Here is a 17,118-nt window from a genome sequence, read left to right on the forward strand (position 1 = left end):
TCTTATATTTAATTCCACCCACCCACTTATTAGTTTTAGCCTACTGTCGATAGGAGGCAGGAAAGCTAATAAAACAGGCTTTATTGGCTTAGTATAGATTATTTTAGTTGGTTATTTAATTCTGTGTTGGGTTTCGTTCCTCAACCCAACCTACTACTACTACTTCTGAGAAAGTAATTGACAAAACCCTTACTGCATGAAGCTTTTCACAATAGGAGGCAGTAAACCCAATAAAACAGGCTTTTGCACATCTCCCTTGCTACTGCATTAGGCTATTGCAATCAATTAAAATAGGTGCAGTTCAATCAGAAGGAAAAGGCATGGCCAGAACATTTACAATTACTCTTTCAGACGATTTAGCGCAAGCACTGACTGTCCAAGCAGAACGCTTGAATAAATCCCCAGAAGAAATCATGTTACAAGTATTGTCACAGCAATTAACAATCTCATCTCAATTAAACCCAGAACAACAAGTAGAAACAGACCCGCTTCTACGGTTAATTGGCTCTTTGGATATAGACGTTCCTGATTTAGCAGAAAACCATGACTACTACATTGGACAAGCTCTGTATCAGGAGCTAAAAGTGCATGAGTAGTTTGTTTGTTGATACGTCAGGTTGGGCAAGTCTTTTTGTTGCTAATCAACCCTACTATCCACAGGCAGAGCAGTATTTTTGCCTAGCTTTCCAAGAGCAAAAAAGGATTTATACAACAAACTACATAATTGCTGAACTGGTAGCGCTAGTAAACAGTCCACTTCGGGTTTCTCGTTCACGTATCTTTGAAATCATCGATGCTATTAAGACAGCGACTTACATTGAGATCGTTCACATTGACGATGTGACTGATACTCTAGCTTGGACACTCTGCAAAAGTAGGATAGACAAAGCTTGGTCGTTGGTTGACTGCACATCTTTTATTGTGATGCAACAAATGGAAATTCAGGAAGCTTTGACAACTGATCAGCATTTTGAGCAAGCGGGTTTTATCCGTTTACTCAAGTAGCTAGCTGAATTTCGAGAATGACTAATGAAATTAAAAACTTGACTAAATAGGGCTTTCAGTAATTTTCAGCAAGCCCTAGTTAGTAATACTTACAGCGTTTCTCAGATCTGGAGTTTAGACTAACAGGGTTTGACCGGTTTCTTTACCGGCTCTTCTGGTTTCTGTAACGCCGTTAGGTCCACTGAGAATAGAGGACATCACTTTTGTGCAATTCCTGTGAAAGGTTGAATAAAACTATCCACACCAACAAAGGAGGTGAGGGGCGACCAGTTTAAAATATCCTCTAAAATTGATTGATAGCCTTGCACATTGGGATGAAGTCCATCTTCCATTAATCTTTCTTGGCACCACAGATCACCCCGGTTCATCCAGAGATCAAATAAATCGAGATAGGGAATATTTTGTTCTAGACAAGCTTGTTTAGTGGTTTCCTTAAAACTATACTGATCGCCATGGTTGAAGTAAAAGCAATCTAAAAAGGGCATTTTCCGCTCATCTACCGGAATCATACCTACAAACAAAACCGGGCAAAGAGAACGGGCCCGGGTGAGTAAATGTTCGATTTGAGTTTGAAAAAGATCCTGATCGGTATAAGTACGACCATCGGGCCGGCCTAAACGGGCTGTATCATTAACACCGACGGAGAGAAGAATCAGGTCAGGGAGACGATTGCGAATTTCCCCCCTGAGACGAAATTCCTGTTCTAAACGTTCGGACACTTGTACCACTCGATCGCCGCGAATCCCCAAATTATACAGGGCATGACCGGCACTTTCCATCCACAAACGACGTAGGCGCTCGGCCCAACCGCCACCCACGGGGTCGCCATAGCCATACACAAGGCTATCACCTAAAGCGACGATTTTGAGGGGATGGGTCATGATTAGGGCTTTGTCTTTAGTAGGTAAACGAGAAAGAGTTGGCATGATCGCTCGATCGAATCGGTTGTCCTTTACACTTGTAAACGAATTTGGTTAAACTGTCCGTGTATTATACTACATTAGAAATTTTTTCCTGCCAGTTAACTTAAATATCAGCTAGGCACTGATACCGACCAGTATAAAGCAGCCCGATGATCATTGCTTGCCTCCGAGCCATTTCCGGGCTAAATCTACTATAAAATTTATGGTTAAAACCTAGATAAATTGATGACTACTCGTTTACGACGCGCGGTTCAAGACCGAGAATTTTTGATTACAGCCGAGATTACTCCCCCGAAAGGTGGTAATGCCAGTCATATGCTAGAAATGGCCCTCTGGCTAAAAAATCGCGTTCATGCGGCTAATATTACCGATGGCAGTCGCGCCGTAGTGCGAATGTCCTCTCTGGCTGCCTCCGCTATTCTCTATCAACACGACATTGAACCCATTTGTCAAATGGCCTGCCGCGATCGCAATGTGATCGGATTACAAGCAGATCTAATGGGCGCTCATGCCTTGGGATTGAGAAATATACTAGCTTTAACTGGAGATCCCGTCAAAGCAGGAGATCACCCCAAAGCTAGGGCAGTTTTTGACCTAGAATCGGTACGTTTGTTAAAATTAATCGATAAATTAAATAAAGGTTTTGACTTTAACGATAAATCTTTACCAGATGGACCGTTAGAACTTTTTGCCGGGGCTGCCGTCGATGTGCAGTCAAAAAGTTGGTCCGGTCTTCAAAGCCGTTTTGAGCGTAAAATCGAAGCAGGAGCGCAGTTTTTTCAAAGTCAATTAGTTACGGATTTCGAGTGCCTTGATAAGTTCATGCAGCAGGTGGCCTCCCTCGCCGATAAACCGATTCTAGCGGGAATTTTTCTGTTAAAATCAGCTAAAAATGCCGTATTTTTAAATAAAAATGTGCCAGGGGTACAAATTCCCGACCATATCATTCAAAGACTCGCTGATGCACCTCATCCCCTCGAAGAAGGCATCAAAATCGCCGCCGAACAAATAAAATTAGCCCAGCAGTTATGTCAAGGTGTCCACATCATGGCGATTAAACGAGAGGATTTAGTCCCGAAAATTCTCGATCTGGCTGGTATCCCGCCAATACATAACTGAGATGAAAAGTCAATAGTTTTTATAAAAAATTAACTTTCATTTTGACTAGCGGTCTTTTGACAAGAATTCTACCCCTAACCTAGTATGGGAAGGCTCAAAGCATCTTCGGGATTAAAAGCATGGATTCCAATCTAGGTCAAGAAAAAGAGAATAGTTGTGGTGGGCGAAAATGGTTGTCGATCGGTATTGCCCCCACTGGTATAATTTCCATTGGCATTGTTCCCATGGGCGTTATTTCCATCGGTATTGTTCCTATGGGAGTAGTTTCCATTGGAACCGTGGCCATGGGGACAATTGCAGCCGGTTTTGTGTCCATGGGACTTTTCAGTATTGGTAGCGTTGGGATGGGATTAAATAACGGTCATTTTTCCAATCTTAATTCTCCCCCTGCTGAATCTCCCCATAAACATCATCAGCATTAAAATCAAGATTTGACCAGCAATCATGAATTATTCCATCCGTGCTGCCGTTTCTACCGATGTCAAGGCTATTTTTGACTTAATTGTTGCCTTAGCGGCCTATCAAGAACTCAGCCATTTAATGACAGGAAATAGTCAAGCTTTAGGGGAGCATTTATTCGGAGAAAAACCCTACATCGAAGCATTGGTGGCGGAAGTAGAGGGTAAAATAGTCGGTTTTGCCCTATTTTTTGCTAACTATTCCACCTTTATAACTAAACCGGGGATTTACCTAGAAGATATCTTCGTTTTACCCGATTATCGTAGTCAAGGTATCGGGAAAGCTTTACTAATGGCTGTGGCTAAAATTGCCGTCGCTAGGGATGCGGGACTTTTAGAATGGACTGTCTTAGAGTGGAATCAACTGGCGATCGATTTTTATGGAAAAATGGGGGCTAAGGTCTTCCAAGAGTGGCAAATTTGTCGTCTCACCGGGACAGCTTTAACCCAATTGGGTAATAGTGATAAATAAGTCAGACCCTTTGTCGAGCCTAGAACTTTGTGATCGATCGAGACTCCTTGCTATACTATACCTCTGACACTGGCTTTCCTCATTGGTGCAGAATGCAACCCACAGACTCGAATAAATTTACCGAACAAGCTTGGGATTCGATTGTTAAATCGCAAGAAATTGCGCGACGCTTTAAAAATCAGACCTTAGAGGTGGAACACGTTATTATTGCCCTCCTAGAGCAGAATAACGGTCTAGCCACCCGGATTTTACAAAAAGCTAATATAGAAATTCCCCGACTGCAACAACAGCTAGAAGTCTTCACTAACCGACAGCCGAAAGTGGCCATCGTCGATCAATTATACCTAGGTCGTGGTCTTGATCTGCTACTCGATCGCGCGGAAGCATCCCGGGAAAGTTGGCAAGATAAATTTATCTCCGTCGAACATCTTCTCGTCGGTTTTGCCGAAGATGAAAGGGTTGGCCGGAAATGTTTACGCACTTTCAATCTTGACCCCCAAGATTTAGAATTAGCCATCAAAGCGATTCGCGGCACTCAAAAGGTTACTGAACCCAATCAAGAGGAAAAATACGAAGCTTTAGATAAATATGGCCGGGATTTAACAGCAGCGGCCAAAGAAGGCAAATTAGACCCGGTTATCGGTCGCGATGAAGAAATTCGACGGGTGGTACAAGTCCTCTCGCGACGGTCGAAAAATAACCCAGTTTTAATCGGTGAACCGGGAGTAGGAAAAACCGCTATCGCTGAAGGATTGGCCCAAAGGATTATTAACGGAGATGTTCCCGAATCTTTGAAAAATCGTCAGTTAATTTCCCTCGATATGGGAAGTTTAATCGCTGGGGCAAAATATCGAGGCGAATTCGAGGAAAGATTGCGGTCAGTCATGAAAGAAGTTACCCAATCAGAAGGGCGAATTATTCTCTTTATTGATGAACTACATACCGTTGTCGGTGCGGGTTCTAGGGAAGGGGGATCGATGGATGCAGGCAACCTATTAAAACCTATGTTAGCTCGGGGAGAATTGCGCTGTATTGGGGCGACAACTTTGGATGAATATCGCAATCATATTGAAAAAGACCCCCCTTTAGAAAGACGTTTTCAACAGGTTTATATTAAGGAACCTTCCGTGGAGGATACTATCTCGATTCTCCGGGGTTTAAAAGAACGTTATGAGCTGCATCATGGGGTGACAATTACCGATTCGGCTCTAGTGGCAGCAGCTACCCTATCCCATCGTTATATTAGCGATCGCTTTTTACCGGATAAAGCGATCGATTTAGTTGATGAAGCGGCGGCAAAATTAGAGGTAGAAAGTACCACTAAACCTGCCGATTTGGAAATGATAGATCGTCGCTTAATGCAGTTACGGATGGAAAAATTCTCCTTAGAAAAAGAGGAGAAAAAAGATCGAGCTTTTCAAGAGCGTTTAGAAAGAATTATCGAAGAAATTGAGGAATTAGAAAGTAAACAAAAGCCTCTTGCTGACCAATGGCAAACGGAAAAACATATCGCCGAGGAAATTAAATTATTGCGAGAGGAAGAGGAACAATTGCGCCTACAGGTGGAACAGGCGGAACGAGCTTATGATCTCAATAAAGCGGCGCAATTAAAGTATGGCAAACTAGAAATTTTACAGGGGGAATTAGAAGTAAAAGAAAAAGAACTAGAAACTATTCAAGCATCAGGTTCGACCCTGTTAAGACAACAGGTAACTGATGCAGATATCGCCGAAATAGTCGCCCGGTGGACGGGAATTCCCGTCAATCGTTTAATGGAATCGGAACGACAAAAATTATTAGAATTAGAGTCTCATTTACAGAAAAAAGTTGTCGGACAAAATGAAGCGGTCACGGCAGTAGCAGCGGCGATTCGACGCGCACGTGCAGGAATGAAAGATCCCTCGCGTCCGATTGGTTCATTTCTGTTTATGGGACCCACAGGAGTGGGTAAAACCGAGTTAGCGCGGGCCTTGGCGGGGTTACTGTTCGACTCCGAGGAAGCCATGGTTCGCATCGATATGTCGGAATACATGGAAAAACACGCGGTTTCCCGGTTAATCGGCGCGCCTCCGGGTTATGTGGGTTACGAGGAAGGGGGACAACTATCGGAAGCGGTGCGTCGTCGTCCCTATTCTGTGGTTTTATTGGATGAAGTGGAGAAGGCCCATCGGGATGTTTTTAACATTTTATTACAAGTGCTTGACGATGGGCGCATTACCGACTCTCAGGGACGAGTGGTGGATTTTCGGAATACGATTATCGTCATGACCAGTAATATTGGCAGTGACCATATTTTAAATGTTTCCGAAGATGCCGATTATGAGGAGATGCGGAAACGGGTTTTAACAGCTTTGCGGAGTCATTTTCGTCCCGAATTTTTGAATCGTATCGACGATTTAATTATTTTCCATACCCTGAAAAAAGAAGAATTGCGTTACATTGTTCGTCTGCAATTACAGCGTCTGGAAAGATTATTAGCAGAACAAAAAATCAATCTAGAATTAACTACGGCAGCAGAAAATCATATCGTTACTGTTGGTTACGATCCTACCTACGGTGCGCGACCTTTAAAACGCGCTATCCAACGGGAGTTAGAGAATCCTTTAGCCACAAAAATTCTCGAACAAGCTTTTATGGAAGGGGATACGGTGGTAATTGATTGTCTGGATGAGGTGTTAAGTTTTAGCAAAAAGGAGCTAGAAAAGGAAGGGACAACATTAGAATTAGCTCTGGTTAACCTCAGTTCAGATTAAAACCAGATAGGGGATATATTCACCCCAATTCAGCCAACATAAACAAATTTTTGCCCCAAAAGTTCTTGTGAATCCAGCTAAACAGGTTTTACAGATGGTTGGCTGAATAAATCTAAGTGGGTGGGTGGAATTAAATATAAGATGAACGTAGGTTGGGTTGAAGCATGAAACCCAACGCCCGCTCATGTTACGCTACCGCTAACCCATCCTACAAATAATTGTGCCTCCCTACTTAAAAACCTTGTTGGATAATATCTTTAGGCTTTTTTGAAATCAAAAAGTGCCAGCCATTGGAGGGAGCGAGGGGAAAATTCAGGGACTTTTTCCCTGAAAATTAGGTAATAATAAATCCGTTGAGTATAGGCTACATATCAGGACAGGCACTCATGCAAGAGGCACTCATGCAAAGGGGAGAATAAATAATCAGTTTTTAATAACTGGATTTAGTATAATTTACCAGATGAAAATGGGTAAAACCCCACACCCTGCCCCCAGGAAAAACTTTTTCAGCCAACCCTAATTAGTGCCTCAAAACCAGAGACGATTTCCAACATTTCTTCGGTGATAGCAGTTTGCCGTTCCTGTTGGAATTGAGCGTGAAGTTGTGCTAATTGCTCTTCTATATTTTTCTCGGATGCTTGCATCGATGCCAGTCGGCTCGCATTTTCACTAGCCAAAGATTCAGCCAAAGCACGATACAGACAAATAAACAAATATTGCTCGATCAAGGCAGAAAATAACTGACTCCAATCCATGGTAAAAGTAGGCAAAGTGGCTCCTACCCACCTTTTTTGCTGTAAGTCTTGTAGCCATTTGTTATCCACAGGCAATAATTGTAAGGCATGAGGTTGATAGGATATATTGGAGCGAGGCTTATGGTAAAACAAGGCAATTTTATCTATTTGCATTTGAGATTGCCACCTTTCGATGTGTAGTAGCAGTTCTTGAACCATTGACGTGATGCCAGCAAGAGAAGTGGGCATCGCAAAGTTCCGTTCGCTGACTACTCCCGCATTTTCTAAGGGGGGAATTACCCGCGCACCTACAGCCAAGACTGCGAGTTTGTTGGAGTCAATAGACAAGTGCTGAATCTGAGTAACGGCGTAGCGGACAATCTGCTCGTTGAACTGACCGCACATACCCTGATCTGAACCAAATATAATCGCACCTAAATGACTATTTCTCGGAGGCTTTCTGGGGCTTGCGGCGATCGCATGGTGTTGATATACTGCTGATCCTAAAACAATTTGCAAGCCCATCTCGATGGTACGATTATACTCAATAAGGGATTCTACTGTCCGTTCATATTGATGAATGCTGGCCGCTGCAAGAACTTTCATGGTCTTGACAACGGATTGAAGTTCTTGCGCGATCGCAATTCGTCGTTGTAGCAATTCAAGGACTGGCATGATCTGTGTGGATTGGCAATTAGTCGAGTTAATTTATTCTGGGATAGCAATTGCTTGTTCGGCTATATTGACTAAATTCTGGAAATCCCCATCGCTCAGTTTTTTGCCAGATTGTAGGTGAACGCATATTGCGGGTAATTGCTGGCGTATTGCTAAAGCGACGGCTTTTTCGGCGGCTGGGATTTCCGCGATCATCAATCGATCAAATACTCCTGATGTCACCGCTAGGAGTATAGCAATTTGTTCGGGAACTGGCATCGGTTCGTACTGATTTTGTTTCAAAACTTCCCGCACGCGCCGCCCTCGTTCTAAAGTTTGACGAGTGACTTCATCTAAACGAGTGCCAAAACGGGAGAAAACCTCTAGTTCTTCAAACTGGGAATAAGATAGGCGTAAATCACTGGCTACAGCACGATAGGCAGCTAATTGAGTCTTCCCCCCCACTCGCGACACCGACTTACCCGCATCTACCGCCGGCAAAATTCCTTTTTGAAACAGCACGGGAGAGAGATAGATTTGCCCGTCGGTAATTGAGATTAAATTGGTCGGAATGTAAGCAGAGATATTTTGGGCTTCGGTTTCGACAATCGGCAATGCAGTTAAAGAACCACCTCCTCGGGCAGCATTTAGGTGTGTAGAACGTTCGAGCAAACGAGAATGGATGTAGAAAATATCGCCTGGAAAAGCTTCTCGACCGGGAGGACGGCGTAATAGCAGCGATAGCTCTCGATAAGCGCGAGCATGAGCGGTCAAATCATCATAAACAATCAAGACATCATGCCCCTGCTCCATAAAATACTCTGCCATGGCCGTGGCGGCGTAGGGAGCAATAAACTGCAAGCCTGGTGGTTCTTCTCCAGCGGCAAAGACGACCAAACAGTAGTCCATCGCCCCATACTGCTGCAAGTCAGCGACGAACTTAGCCACCGCCGAACTGCGCTGTCCGATCGCGCAGTAAACGCAAATCACCTTTTCACCTTTTTGGTTGATAATCGTGTCAAGAGCGATCGAGCTTTTTCCTGTTTGGCGATCGCCTAAAATCAATTCTCGCTGGCCTCGCCCGATGGGAATCAGAGCATCCACTACCTTTAAGCCCGTTTGCAGCGGTACGGTCACCGGAGCGCGATCCATAATTGCTGGGGCTTTTCGCTCGGCCAAATATCTTTGTGCCGCCCGCACTGGCCCCCGGTTATCCAAGGGGCGACCCATGGGATCGACTACTCGCCCTAAGAGTCCGTCACCCACTGGCACATCTAGCACTCGTCCCGTCCGGCGTACCTCATCCCCTGCTTTTAAATGTTCGCTTTTATCTAAGAGGATAGTGCCGACTTCATCAATATCCAAGTTAAAGGCCATACCCAGAGAATCTCCCTGGAAACAAACAATTTCTTCCGATTTTACGCCTGGCAAGCCAGCAATCCGGGCAATCCCTTGACCGATAAAGTTTACTGTGCCAATTTCTCGGTATTTAAGTTGTGGGCGCTGCTCGCCTAAAATCCGTTGGCAGCTAGAGAAGGTATCCTCTAGCAATCGATGTAAAGCTTGCTCATCTCGGTTCATGGTATTGTTTGATCCCTCGTCTCTCGCGTAAAGACAACGGCTAAATCCTCTTCAAAGTCGTTTAAAAATTCCTCGACATTCCAGGCGATTCTTCGGCCAGAGGTTTTTAACTCAATGCCACAGATCAGGGCCGGTTTCACTTCAAATTTTATATCCAGATCACCAACAAGTTCTTGGCGAAGAACTGAGATAATTTGCTGCCGCAATTCTTCCGAGATTTCAAAGCTGCTAGAGATGATTGCCTCCTGCGTCTTGGCCGTTGCGGCGATCGCTTGACAAAGCACTTGTTTCTCTTCCCGATCCCAATTGCGAACTCGCTCGAGGAAAACTTGAATGACAAGCTGTTCAAGTTGGACATCGGCTAGAGCTGCCAAAACTTGGCGAATTGTCTCCTGAATCTGTTGTAATGCTCGATGTCGCAACTCTTGCAAAAAGGCATCTTTTTGCCGTTGAACTATTTCTTGCCAGCGAGATCGATCTTCTTCTACTTCAGTGCGGATACCTTGCATTAACTCTGTTTGCGTCTGTGCAACTGCTGCCCTAACTTGAGCCAACATCGTCGAGCGCTCAGTCGCAAAATCTTGCTGCATTTGTTGGTATTTTTCGATTTCTTCTCGCGCTAATTGGCACTTTTGTTCTGCATCTTGCTGGCGATCGCTAATTGTTTTTTCCCGACGTTCCATTGCCTGAATAATAGGACGGTAGAGAAACTTTTGCAGTACAGCCACCAAAATCAAGAAATTGACAATTTGGGCCAAAAAGGTAAACCAATCAACTGCCACGGAATTATCCCCCCGCTTTAGTCACTACATAACCCCAAAAAGGATTGGCAAAAATTAAAATTAGCGAAATCACAAAACAATAAATTGCCACTGACTCAATAAATGCCAAACCAACAAATAACGTTCGAGTAATCGTATTGGCTTCGTCTGGCTGTTGCGCCAAAGCGGTCAAAGCTTGAGCAATAGCTCTTCCCTCTCCCAGTGCTGGCCCTATTGAACCAATCGCCATAGTTAATCCAGCCGCTAAAATTGATATCATTGCCGTCAAGCCAATATTATTCATGGTTTCTTTGCTCCTTTTCTCCTGTATGAGAATTATTAACCACTTGCTGTGCTTCTGTTGCCGAAGCAATATAAACCATAGCCAAAATCGCAAAAATATACGCTTGAATTAATCCAGTCAGTAGCTCCAATACCTGCATGATAATCGGGAAAAAGAGAGGGGCAATGGATAAAAGAATAGCTACTATCATGACATCACTCATCACATTGCCAAACAGACGGATAGCCAAGGACAAGGTGCGTGACAGTTCCCCAATCAGATGAAAAGGTAACATCAAGGGATGGGGTTGTAAATAGTGCTTGAGATATTTTTTTAACCCTGACTGACGTATGCCGTAAAATGGCACCGCCCAAAAAACGCAGATAGCAAGTGCTGCCGTTGTAGAAAGAGAGGCCGTAGGAGGATGATATCCCGGGATGATTTCTAAAAGATTGGAAGCGGCGATGAAAATAAACAAAGTACCGATAAATGGCAAGTAGATATCCGGTTGGCATCCGCTAATATCTCTTATTTGACCCCGCAATTCTTCGATTACAACTTCCAAAACATTTTGCCAGCGAGACAGACGAGTATCTGTCGATAGTCGGCGCGTGATTAGCCAGGAACTAATGCCCAATAACGCCATTAACCCCCAAGTAAATAACAGAGTAGCATTAAGGGTAACTGCTCCTGATTGCCAGAAAATAATCTTGTCAGGACTTATATACATCAGCTATTGTACTTAGTTACTTCTGAATTTAGGTTGAACCTGCTGCAATATTAGATTTCTCGTCCAGAAGAAGGTGGCCAGGCTTAACAGCAAGTGGAGGACTGGCAAGTGGGGGACTGCAACTATTATCGCATAAAATCCCAGCAAAATTATGCCTGTACGCCCCAAAAAACTAATCAAAGTTAACACGATGGGATTATTGGTTCTGGGGAGTTGACGCACCGTTAGCCACAATCCCCCAAAATAGGCCAAACCCAAGGCCATTCCCGCCAATAGTGCCAGAGGAAAGTACAGTAGTTCAATCATGATTGAGTTCCTTTTTCGATTGCTCGCGTGCGCCCTCGATGGCGGATTGTTCGCGCTTAACCCACTGCCCGGCATTCAAACAGCCCAGCATCAACCCAGCCAACATTAACATTAATGTCCAAGAAAAGCGACTCGGCCATTCTCGATCGATCCAGATACCAAGTGCCATACCTAAGAGAGTGGGTAGAACGACTGACCAACCGACTAATCCCAATAACCCCAGACCAAACCATATACTGTGCTTCTTTTCTACTCTAGCTCTGAGTTTACGCTCTTCCTGGCCCCCTACCTTGCGGCTAAAGCGCAAACGATTTTTTTGATGACTTCTTGCTGCCATTTTATTAGTACCCATATTTCCATTATTTCTCGTCTAGTTTCCTCGCTGCCCTCCTAGTTCGATAAATTGCCGGATCATGTTAGCTTCCAGTTTTGTCAGAGCCACGCGAGTGCGTTTTTCCCGCTCATCTAAGATTTGAAACTGCTTTTCTACCGCCTCTCTTAAGCATCCTAAGTCGGCACTTTCAACAGCATGGCGAGTAGAAACCCGCACGTCAAAACCAGATTTGACCAAAATGCCCTCATCCACGGCCATAAATCTCTCCTGCTCTTGAGGAGTGGTGAAAGACAGCAATCCGGGCAAGATAGCGGTGACAAAATCAATGTGATGGGGCAGCAGGCAAAAGCAACCGCTTCCCGATTCTGCTGTGACTTTAATAACTTCTGTCTCTAATAGGATTCGGGTGGGCAATATAACTCGGAGTTTCATCGTGCCTGTCATAGCTTTACCTTTACTGCCTCCTCAATCGTGCCAATCATGTAAAGTGCCTTCTCTGGATAATCCGAAAATTCATCTTGAAGAATGCGATCGCATCCTGCTAAAGCCGCTTCTAGCTCGACAAATTTACCCGCCATTCCCGTAAACTGTTCGGTAGAAAAGAAAGGCTGGGTGAGAAACTTTTCTAATCGTCTGGCTCTGGCTACAATCTGGCGGTCAGCCGGTGAAAGTTCTTCTAATCCTAGCATGGCAATAATATCCTTGAGTTCTTCGTAGTTCGCTAGGGTTTGTCGCACTGCCTGGGCGATGCGATAGTGTTGCTCGCTGACAATAGGCGGCATCAACATTTTCGATCCCGATTGCAGTAAGTTCACCGCCGGATAAAACCCCTCACTTGCTCGCTGGCGAGAGAGTACAATTGATGCCGATAAATGAGAAAAGGTATGAACAGCCGCCGGATCGGTAAAGTCATCTGCTGGGACGTAGACTGCTTGAATGGAGGTGATTGCGCCCGTAGCCGTACTGCAAATCCGCTCTTCTAGCTCTGCCAGTTCCGTGGCTAATGTCGGCTGATACCCTACCCGTGAAGGTAATTGTCCCATCAACCCCGATACCTCTGAACCGGCCTGAATAAAGCGGAAGATATTGTCAATTAATAGTAAGACATCTTGTTTGGCCGTGTCGCGAAAGTATTCCGACATCGTCAGTGCGGCGTGTCCGACGCGAAATCTGACACCTGGCGGTTCATCCATCTGCCCAAAGATCATCACCGTATTCTGCAAAACCCCGGCCCCCCGCATTTCTTGGTATAAATCTAGGGCTTCCCGACATCGCTCCCCAATTCCACAGAAGATACTAATTCCCTGATCTTGCTTGACGATGTTATGAATCATTTCGGTAATCAAAACCGTCTTGCCAACACCCGCTCCGCCAAATAATCCTGCTTTCCCCCCCCGTTCCAACGGGACAAGCACGTCTATGGCTTTAATACCGGTTTTGAGAATCTCCGAGCTAGTGGTTCGCTCGTACAGGGGAGTCGGATTTGCATAAATTGAACGCCATTCTCCCTCAGCTATCTGTTCTTGTCCGTCAATTGTTTCCCCAAATATATTCAACATCCTACCGAGCAACCCCTCGCCCACTGGAACTCGCAGGGGATGGCCCGTATCGATGACTGGAGAACCGCGAGCTAAACCGGCTGTTGGCTTCAGTGAAATGGCCCGTACCAGTTGGGAGTTAAGATGGGCCACAACTTCCATCGCTACACTGCCATCTTCTCCGGCCTGAAGTTGGCTATGAAGCTCTGGCAGCCTTTGGGAAAAATAGACATCAATGATGCTTCCTCGCACTGACAATACAGAGCCAGCGTTGAGTTTGTTAATATCTCGTTGATCGTTCATCGAAAAATTGGCTCTGAAACCCCGTCTTTTTAGGACGGCTTGATATTACAATCTAGATGCTCACTCACCGCCCCAGTCCATCCAGAGATCAAATAAATCGAGATAGGGAATATTGCGGAACGATTGCAACAGATTAAGGATTCGGAATCTTTAGACAAGTGTACTAGACCAAGGGACAAGCAGTGATCGCCCGTCTCCGCTTGTCCCCATTGTCGTCAACAGATGTTGAGGATGTTATACCATTTTTCTTTATTTGCGTCACAACGAATGCCGGCTTGGCAAGCATTCGAGCGTGGATGTCTGTCATGGATTTAGAAATTTGGTATTAGACATCGATAAACAGGCGATTTAGTACGAAAAGTGCGATCGCTGTGGACGAATCTGGTTAGAAGCAGGTCAATTCAGCCAACATAAACAAAATTTTGCCCCAAAAGTCCCTGTGAATCTAGCTAGGGGTTGCTGAATAAATCTAAAAACCTTGTTGGATAAAACTTTTAGACTTTTTTTCCCTCAAAAATTGCCAACCATTGGAGTGATCGGGGGTAAAATTCAGGTACTTTTTACCTGAAAATTAGGTAACTGACCCCCTCAAAATCCGTAAAACCCCACACCCCACACCCCACCTGCCCCCCCGATGTCGGGGGGGTTGGGGGGGTCACACCCTACCCCCACGAAAAACTTTTTGCCGCAAACCCTAGCTAACAGGTTTTATTTCTGTAATTGATGACCACAGCTACTACAAAAGCGATCGGTTGCCGCTACTTTTGCCCCACATTGACTACAAAATTGGGCTTTACTGACGGTTTTTGTGTCTCCCATACTCATTTTCATATCTCCCATCTCCATTTTCATGGGGGCAAAATTCATCGACATATTACCCATTTTCATCGGTTGCATTGGTTGCATTGGTTGCATCGGTTGCATCGGTGAGGAGGAGAAACTGGTAGCAGTGGTCGATTGAGAGGACTGAGAAACTCCAGAGGTATGAGGAGAGGAAAAACCGATACTACTTCCTTGAATTTGGATTCTGTGGGGTCCGGTTTCACTGATGATTTCAATAATTGCCCCTTGGGGAACTATCTCTATTTGGGGTTCTTGTGTCCAAACTCCCGTGGCAAAACTACTGCTAGACTGCTGTTGTTGTCCCACTGCACCACTAGCGAGAGTTACAATCGTCTGCAGCCCTTGATTATCGAGATATAGACGTTGTCCTGTGGGTAATTCACTATAAATAGCCATATTTTTGACAGTGAAAAGTAAAAAGTAAAAACCTAGTTCACACCCCTAGGATCCAGTCTAGCGAGGATAGAAATGTTAGAGAATTTTCTTAAGAATTTTATCGACAAAAAAAGGGTGGTTTTACCCACCCTCACCATGTCTCAAGAAAACAAACTTTTTAACGGACGCTACCGGCTAATTTATCGACCCGAATCGGTTTCATCAGGTACAATTTGAGGAATTGCCAAGCGTTAGAGGCGAAGATAGGCAATTTCTTCAGGAATTTAACCGGTGCGGCACTGTTTTCGCTATCGATCGCCCGTAATCCCTCGTTATTGCGAACACAAATCTCTAGGCGATCATAAAATTCAGGACTATCCACATCAAGAACAATCGGGAAGACGCGGCCGGCGGTTTCATTGGTCTTCTCGATTACATACTTATCGTACTCGCGAGCGTCCAAACCGAGAATGGCGTAGAAACCGGAACGCTGAGTATCATTGAGATACATCGTAGCGAAGACCGAAAGCAGGAAGAAACGACACCAGAGACGAGCGCGCCAATCATTAAGAATATCAGGCTGCGCACGCATGATCGCATCAAAGAAGTCCCCGTGACGGTTTTCGTCTTGACACCAATTCTCGAAGAAGTTAAAAATCGGATAAACCCGATCTTCGGGGTGTTGTTCGAGATGACGATAAATGGTGATATAGCGCCAATAACCGATTTTTTCGGAAAGATAGGTGGCGTAGAAGATAAATTTCGGTTTAAAGAAGGTGTAGTTACGGCTTTTGGTTAAAAATCCCAAGTCAAGGGAGAGGTTAAAATCCGATAAAGCCTTATTAAGGAACCCAGCGTGACGCGCTTCGTCCCGGGACATGAGGTTAAAGCATTCTGCGAGGAGGGGATTTCTGTTTTTTAAACGTCTGCCGAGTTCTTTGTAGAGAAGAAAGCCGGAAAATTCGGCCGTGCAGGATCTTTCCAGAAATTCCACGAATAAGCGACGAGTTTCGCCATCGATATGCTCCCAAGAGCGATCGAATTCTTGATTGCGAACGAAGTGATGCCGGTTATAATCGGTACGGAATTCCTCTAAAATCGCTTTCAGTTCTTCCTCGTTAGCGGCGATCGACATTTCCGCCATCGCTTCAAAATCAGTGGTATAGAAGCGGGGAGTGAGGATCGTTTCTTTAGCGGGAACTTTTATACCCGGACGGATTTCCTCGAATTCTGGTTTTTGGATCGTGCTGACCATAGGGATTATTGATTTTACTCTGGGATGATGATTGAGACGAGTAAAGGCTCTGAGATGATAATGACGAGCCGTGAAAAAACGGCTAGGATTCACTATAGCAAGCTCTCAGCCCTAGACTCCCTTCCTGTTCATTAAAAGTTACAACTCTTAATTAAGCTGTGTGAACAAACGCGGATTTTTCGCTGGGAGTCTTGACAAATGTTCGGAGAGGTGGGGTGTGGGGTTTGTTCAGTGATCGGTAAACAGTCATCAGTAATCGGTGAACTGAAAACGGCTCTCCCAGGTTTGGTGGGTAAAATGTATTCTAAGATACATTACTCCTAGCGAGGGGGTGGAGCGAACCACAAAGACACAAAGGACACAAAGATCGATCGATCCTATGTAAGTTAAACTTATCAAACAAAAAATAAGAGAGCCAACAAGGTTTTTGGTAATATGCTAATCTGGCTAACAAGCTTTTGGGCGTGATATGGGGAAAACTTCTGGCGATCAGATATACAGATGGTTGACCCATATCTTTACCCCAGGGAGTGTCATACAGAAAGTTGACCTGACAGGGGGACAAGCAAGCCGAAAAGCTTATGTAGCATGGAATACAGATACAGACTCCAAAAAAAGATAAGTCATATTTACCATATATGACCTAAATAACGAAAATGATAAGTGAACTATACCAGAAAGTGTTAGAAAA

General features: G+C 44.6%; 18 protein-coding genes. 6 read left to right on the plus strand and 12 right to left on the minus strand.

All coding sequences use genetic code 11. From position 1 onward, the window contains the following. Nucleotides 1-320 precede the first annotated feature (320 nt). Nucleotides 321-596, plus strand: coding sequence for a hypothetical protein (locus IM515_RS21790; RefSeq protein WP_287627270.1), 276 nt, complete (start codon nt 321-323; stop codon nt 594-596). Continuing rightward, the gene (locus IM515_RS21795) at nt 589-1,005 is read left to right on the plus strand and encodes a type II toxin-antitoxin system VapC family toxin (protein WP_287627271.1); all 417 of its coding nucleotides are present in this window, start codon (nt 589-591) and stop codon (nt 1,003-1,005) included. The genes IM515_RS21790 and IM515_RS21795 overlap by 8 nt, the downstream gene beginning before the upstream one ends. Nucleotides 1,006-1,202: 197 nt before the next feature. Here IM515_RS21795 and IM515_RS21800 read toward each other — a convergent pair whose 3' ends face one another. Next, nucleotides 1,203-1,931, minus strand: a complete 729-nt coding sequence (locus IM515_RS21800) for a GDSL-type esterase/lipase family protein (RefSeq protein WP_193956955.1) — start codon at nt 1,929-1,931, stop codon at nt 1,203-1,205. 222 nt (nt 1,932-2,153) lie between these two features. On the opposite strand from IM515_RS21800, the gene IM515_RS21805 reads away from it, so the two are divergent. From IM515_RS21805 to clpB, 4 genes are all read left to right on the plus strand, one after another. Then, nucleotides 2,154-3,047 (plus strand): methylenetetrahydrofolate reductase, encoded by an 894-nt coding sequence (locus tag IM515_RS21805; RefSeq protein ID WP_287627272.1) that lies wholly within the window; start codon nt 2,154-2,156, stop codon nt 3,045-3,047. Nucleotides 3,048-3,166: 119 nt separating this feature from the next. After that, nucleotides 3,167-3,469 carry a hypothetical protein gene (locus tag IM515_RS21810; protein WP_002768918.1) on the plus strand — a complete coding sequence of 101 codons (303 nt, stop codon included), beginning with the start codon at nt 3,167-3,169 and terminating at the stop codon, nt 3,467-3,469. 22 nt (nt 3,470-3,491) lie between these two features. After that, nucleotides 3,492-3,977: a GNAT family N-acetyltransferase gene (locus IM515_RS21815; RefSeq protein WP_002788994.1), complete on the plus strand. Its 486-nt coding sequence runs from the start codon at nt 3,492-3,494 to the stop codon at nt 3,975-3,977. A 92-nt stretch (nt 3,978-4,069) separates the two neighbouring features. After that, nucleotides 4,070-6,730, plus strand: coding sequence for an ATP-dependent chaperone ClpB (clpB, locus tag IM515_RS21820; RefSeq protein WP_287627273.1), 2,661 nt, complete (start codon nt 4,070-4,072; stop codon nt 6,728-6,730). 506 nt (nt 6,731-7,236) lie between these two features. Here the strand turns inward: clpB and IM515_RS21825 are convergent. The 11 genes from IM515_RS21825 to acsF form a co-directional block, all read right to left on the minus strand. Beyond that, nucleotides 7,237-8,139 (minus strand): F0F1 ATP synthase subunit gamma, encoded by a 903-nt coding sequence (locus tag IM515_RS21825; RefSeq protein WP_190719349.1) that lies wholly within the window; start codon nt 8,137-8,139, stop codon nt 7,237-7,239. Nucleotides 8,140-8,172: 33 nt separating this feature from the next. Next, a complete protein-coding gene (locus IM515_RS21830; RefSeq protein WP_287627276.1) occupies nt 8,173-9,699 on the minus strand; it encodes an alternate F1F0 ATPase, F1 subunit alpha in 1,527 nt (508 codons plus the stop codon). Then, entirely contained in the window at nt 9,696-10,481 is a 786-nt protein-coding gene (locus tag IM515_RS21835) for a F0F1 ATP synthase subunit B family protein (RefSeq protein WP_287627277.1), read from the minus strand. Before IM515_RS21835 ends, IM515_RS21830 begins: the two co-directional genes overlap by 4 nt. Nucleotides 10,482-10,485: 4 nt before the next feature. Further along, a complete protein-coding gene (locus tag IM515_RS21840; RefSeq protein ID WP_002768905.1) occupies nt 10,486-10,764 on the minus strand; it encodes a F0F1 ATP synthase subunit C in 279 nt (92 codons plus the stop codon). After that, nucleotides 10,757-11,473 (minus strand): F0F1 ATP synthase subunit A, encoded by a 717-nt coding sequence (locus tag IM515_RS21845; RefSeq protein ID WP_190723102.1) that lies wholly within the window; start codon nt 11,471-11,473, stop codon nt 10,757-10,759. The genes IM515_RS21840 and IM515_RS21845 overlap by 8 nt, the downstream gene beginning before the upstream one ends. Nucleotides 11,474-11,485: 12 nt before the next feature. Continuing rightward, nucleotides 11,486-11,779: an ATP synthase subunit I gene (locus IM515_RS21850; RefSeq protein ID WP_190723103.1), complete on the minus strand. Its 294-nt coding sequence runs from the start codon at nt 11,777-11,779 to the stop codon at nt 11,486-11,488. Next, entirely contained in the window at nt 11,772-12,131 is a 360-nt protein-coding gene (locus IM515_RS21855) for an AtpZ/AtpI family protein (protein WP_272081022.1), read from the minus strand. Before IM515_RS21855 ends, IM515_RS21850 begins: the two co-directional genes overlap by 8 nt. A gap of 18 nt (nt 12,132-12,149) precedes the next feature. Continuing rightward, nucleotides 12,150-12,557, minus strand: a complete 408-nt coding sequence (locus IM515_RS21860) for a F0F1 ATP synthase subunit epsilon (RefSeq protein ID WP_190723104.1) — start codon at nt 12,555-12,557, stop codon at nt 12,150-12,152. Then, complete coding sequence (gene atpD, locus IM515_RS21865) at nt 12,554-13,954, minus strand: F0F1 ATP synthase subunit beta (RefSeq protein WP_287627279.1); 1,401 nt, start codon at nt 13,952-13,954, stop codon at nt 12,554-12,556. The genes IM515_RS21860 and atpD overlap by 4 nt, the downstream gene beginning before the upstream one ends. 708 nt (nt 13,955-14,662) lie before the next feature. Then, complete coding sequence (locus IM515_RS21870; RefSeq protein ID WP_287627280.1) at nt 14,663-15,193, minus strand: zinc ribbon domain-containing protein; 531 nt, start codon at nt 15,191-15,193, stop codon at nt 14,663-14,665. A gap of 157 nt (nt 15,194-15,350) precedes the next feature. Further along, the gene (acsF, locus tag IM515_RS21875) at nt 15,351-16,427 is read right to left on the minus strand and encodes a magnesium-protoporphyrin IX monomethyl ester (oxidative) cyclase (protein ID WP_044034844.1); all 1,077 of its coding nucleotides are present in this window, start codon (nt 16,425-16,427) and stop codon (nt 15,351-15,353) included. Nucleotides 16,428-17,118 lie beyond the last annotated feature (691 nt).

This window comes from Microcystis sp. M44BS1, assembly GCF_020244875.1.
Lineage (GTDB): Bacteria > Cyanobacteriota > Cyanobacteriia > Cyanobacteriales > Microcystaceae > Microcystis > Microcystis panniformis.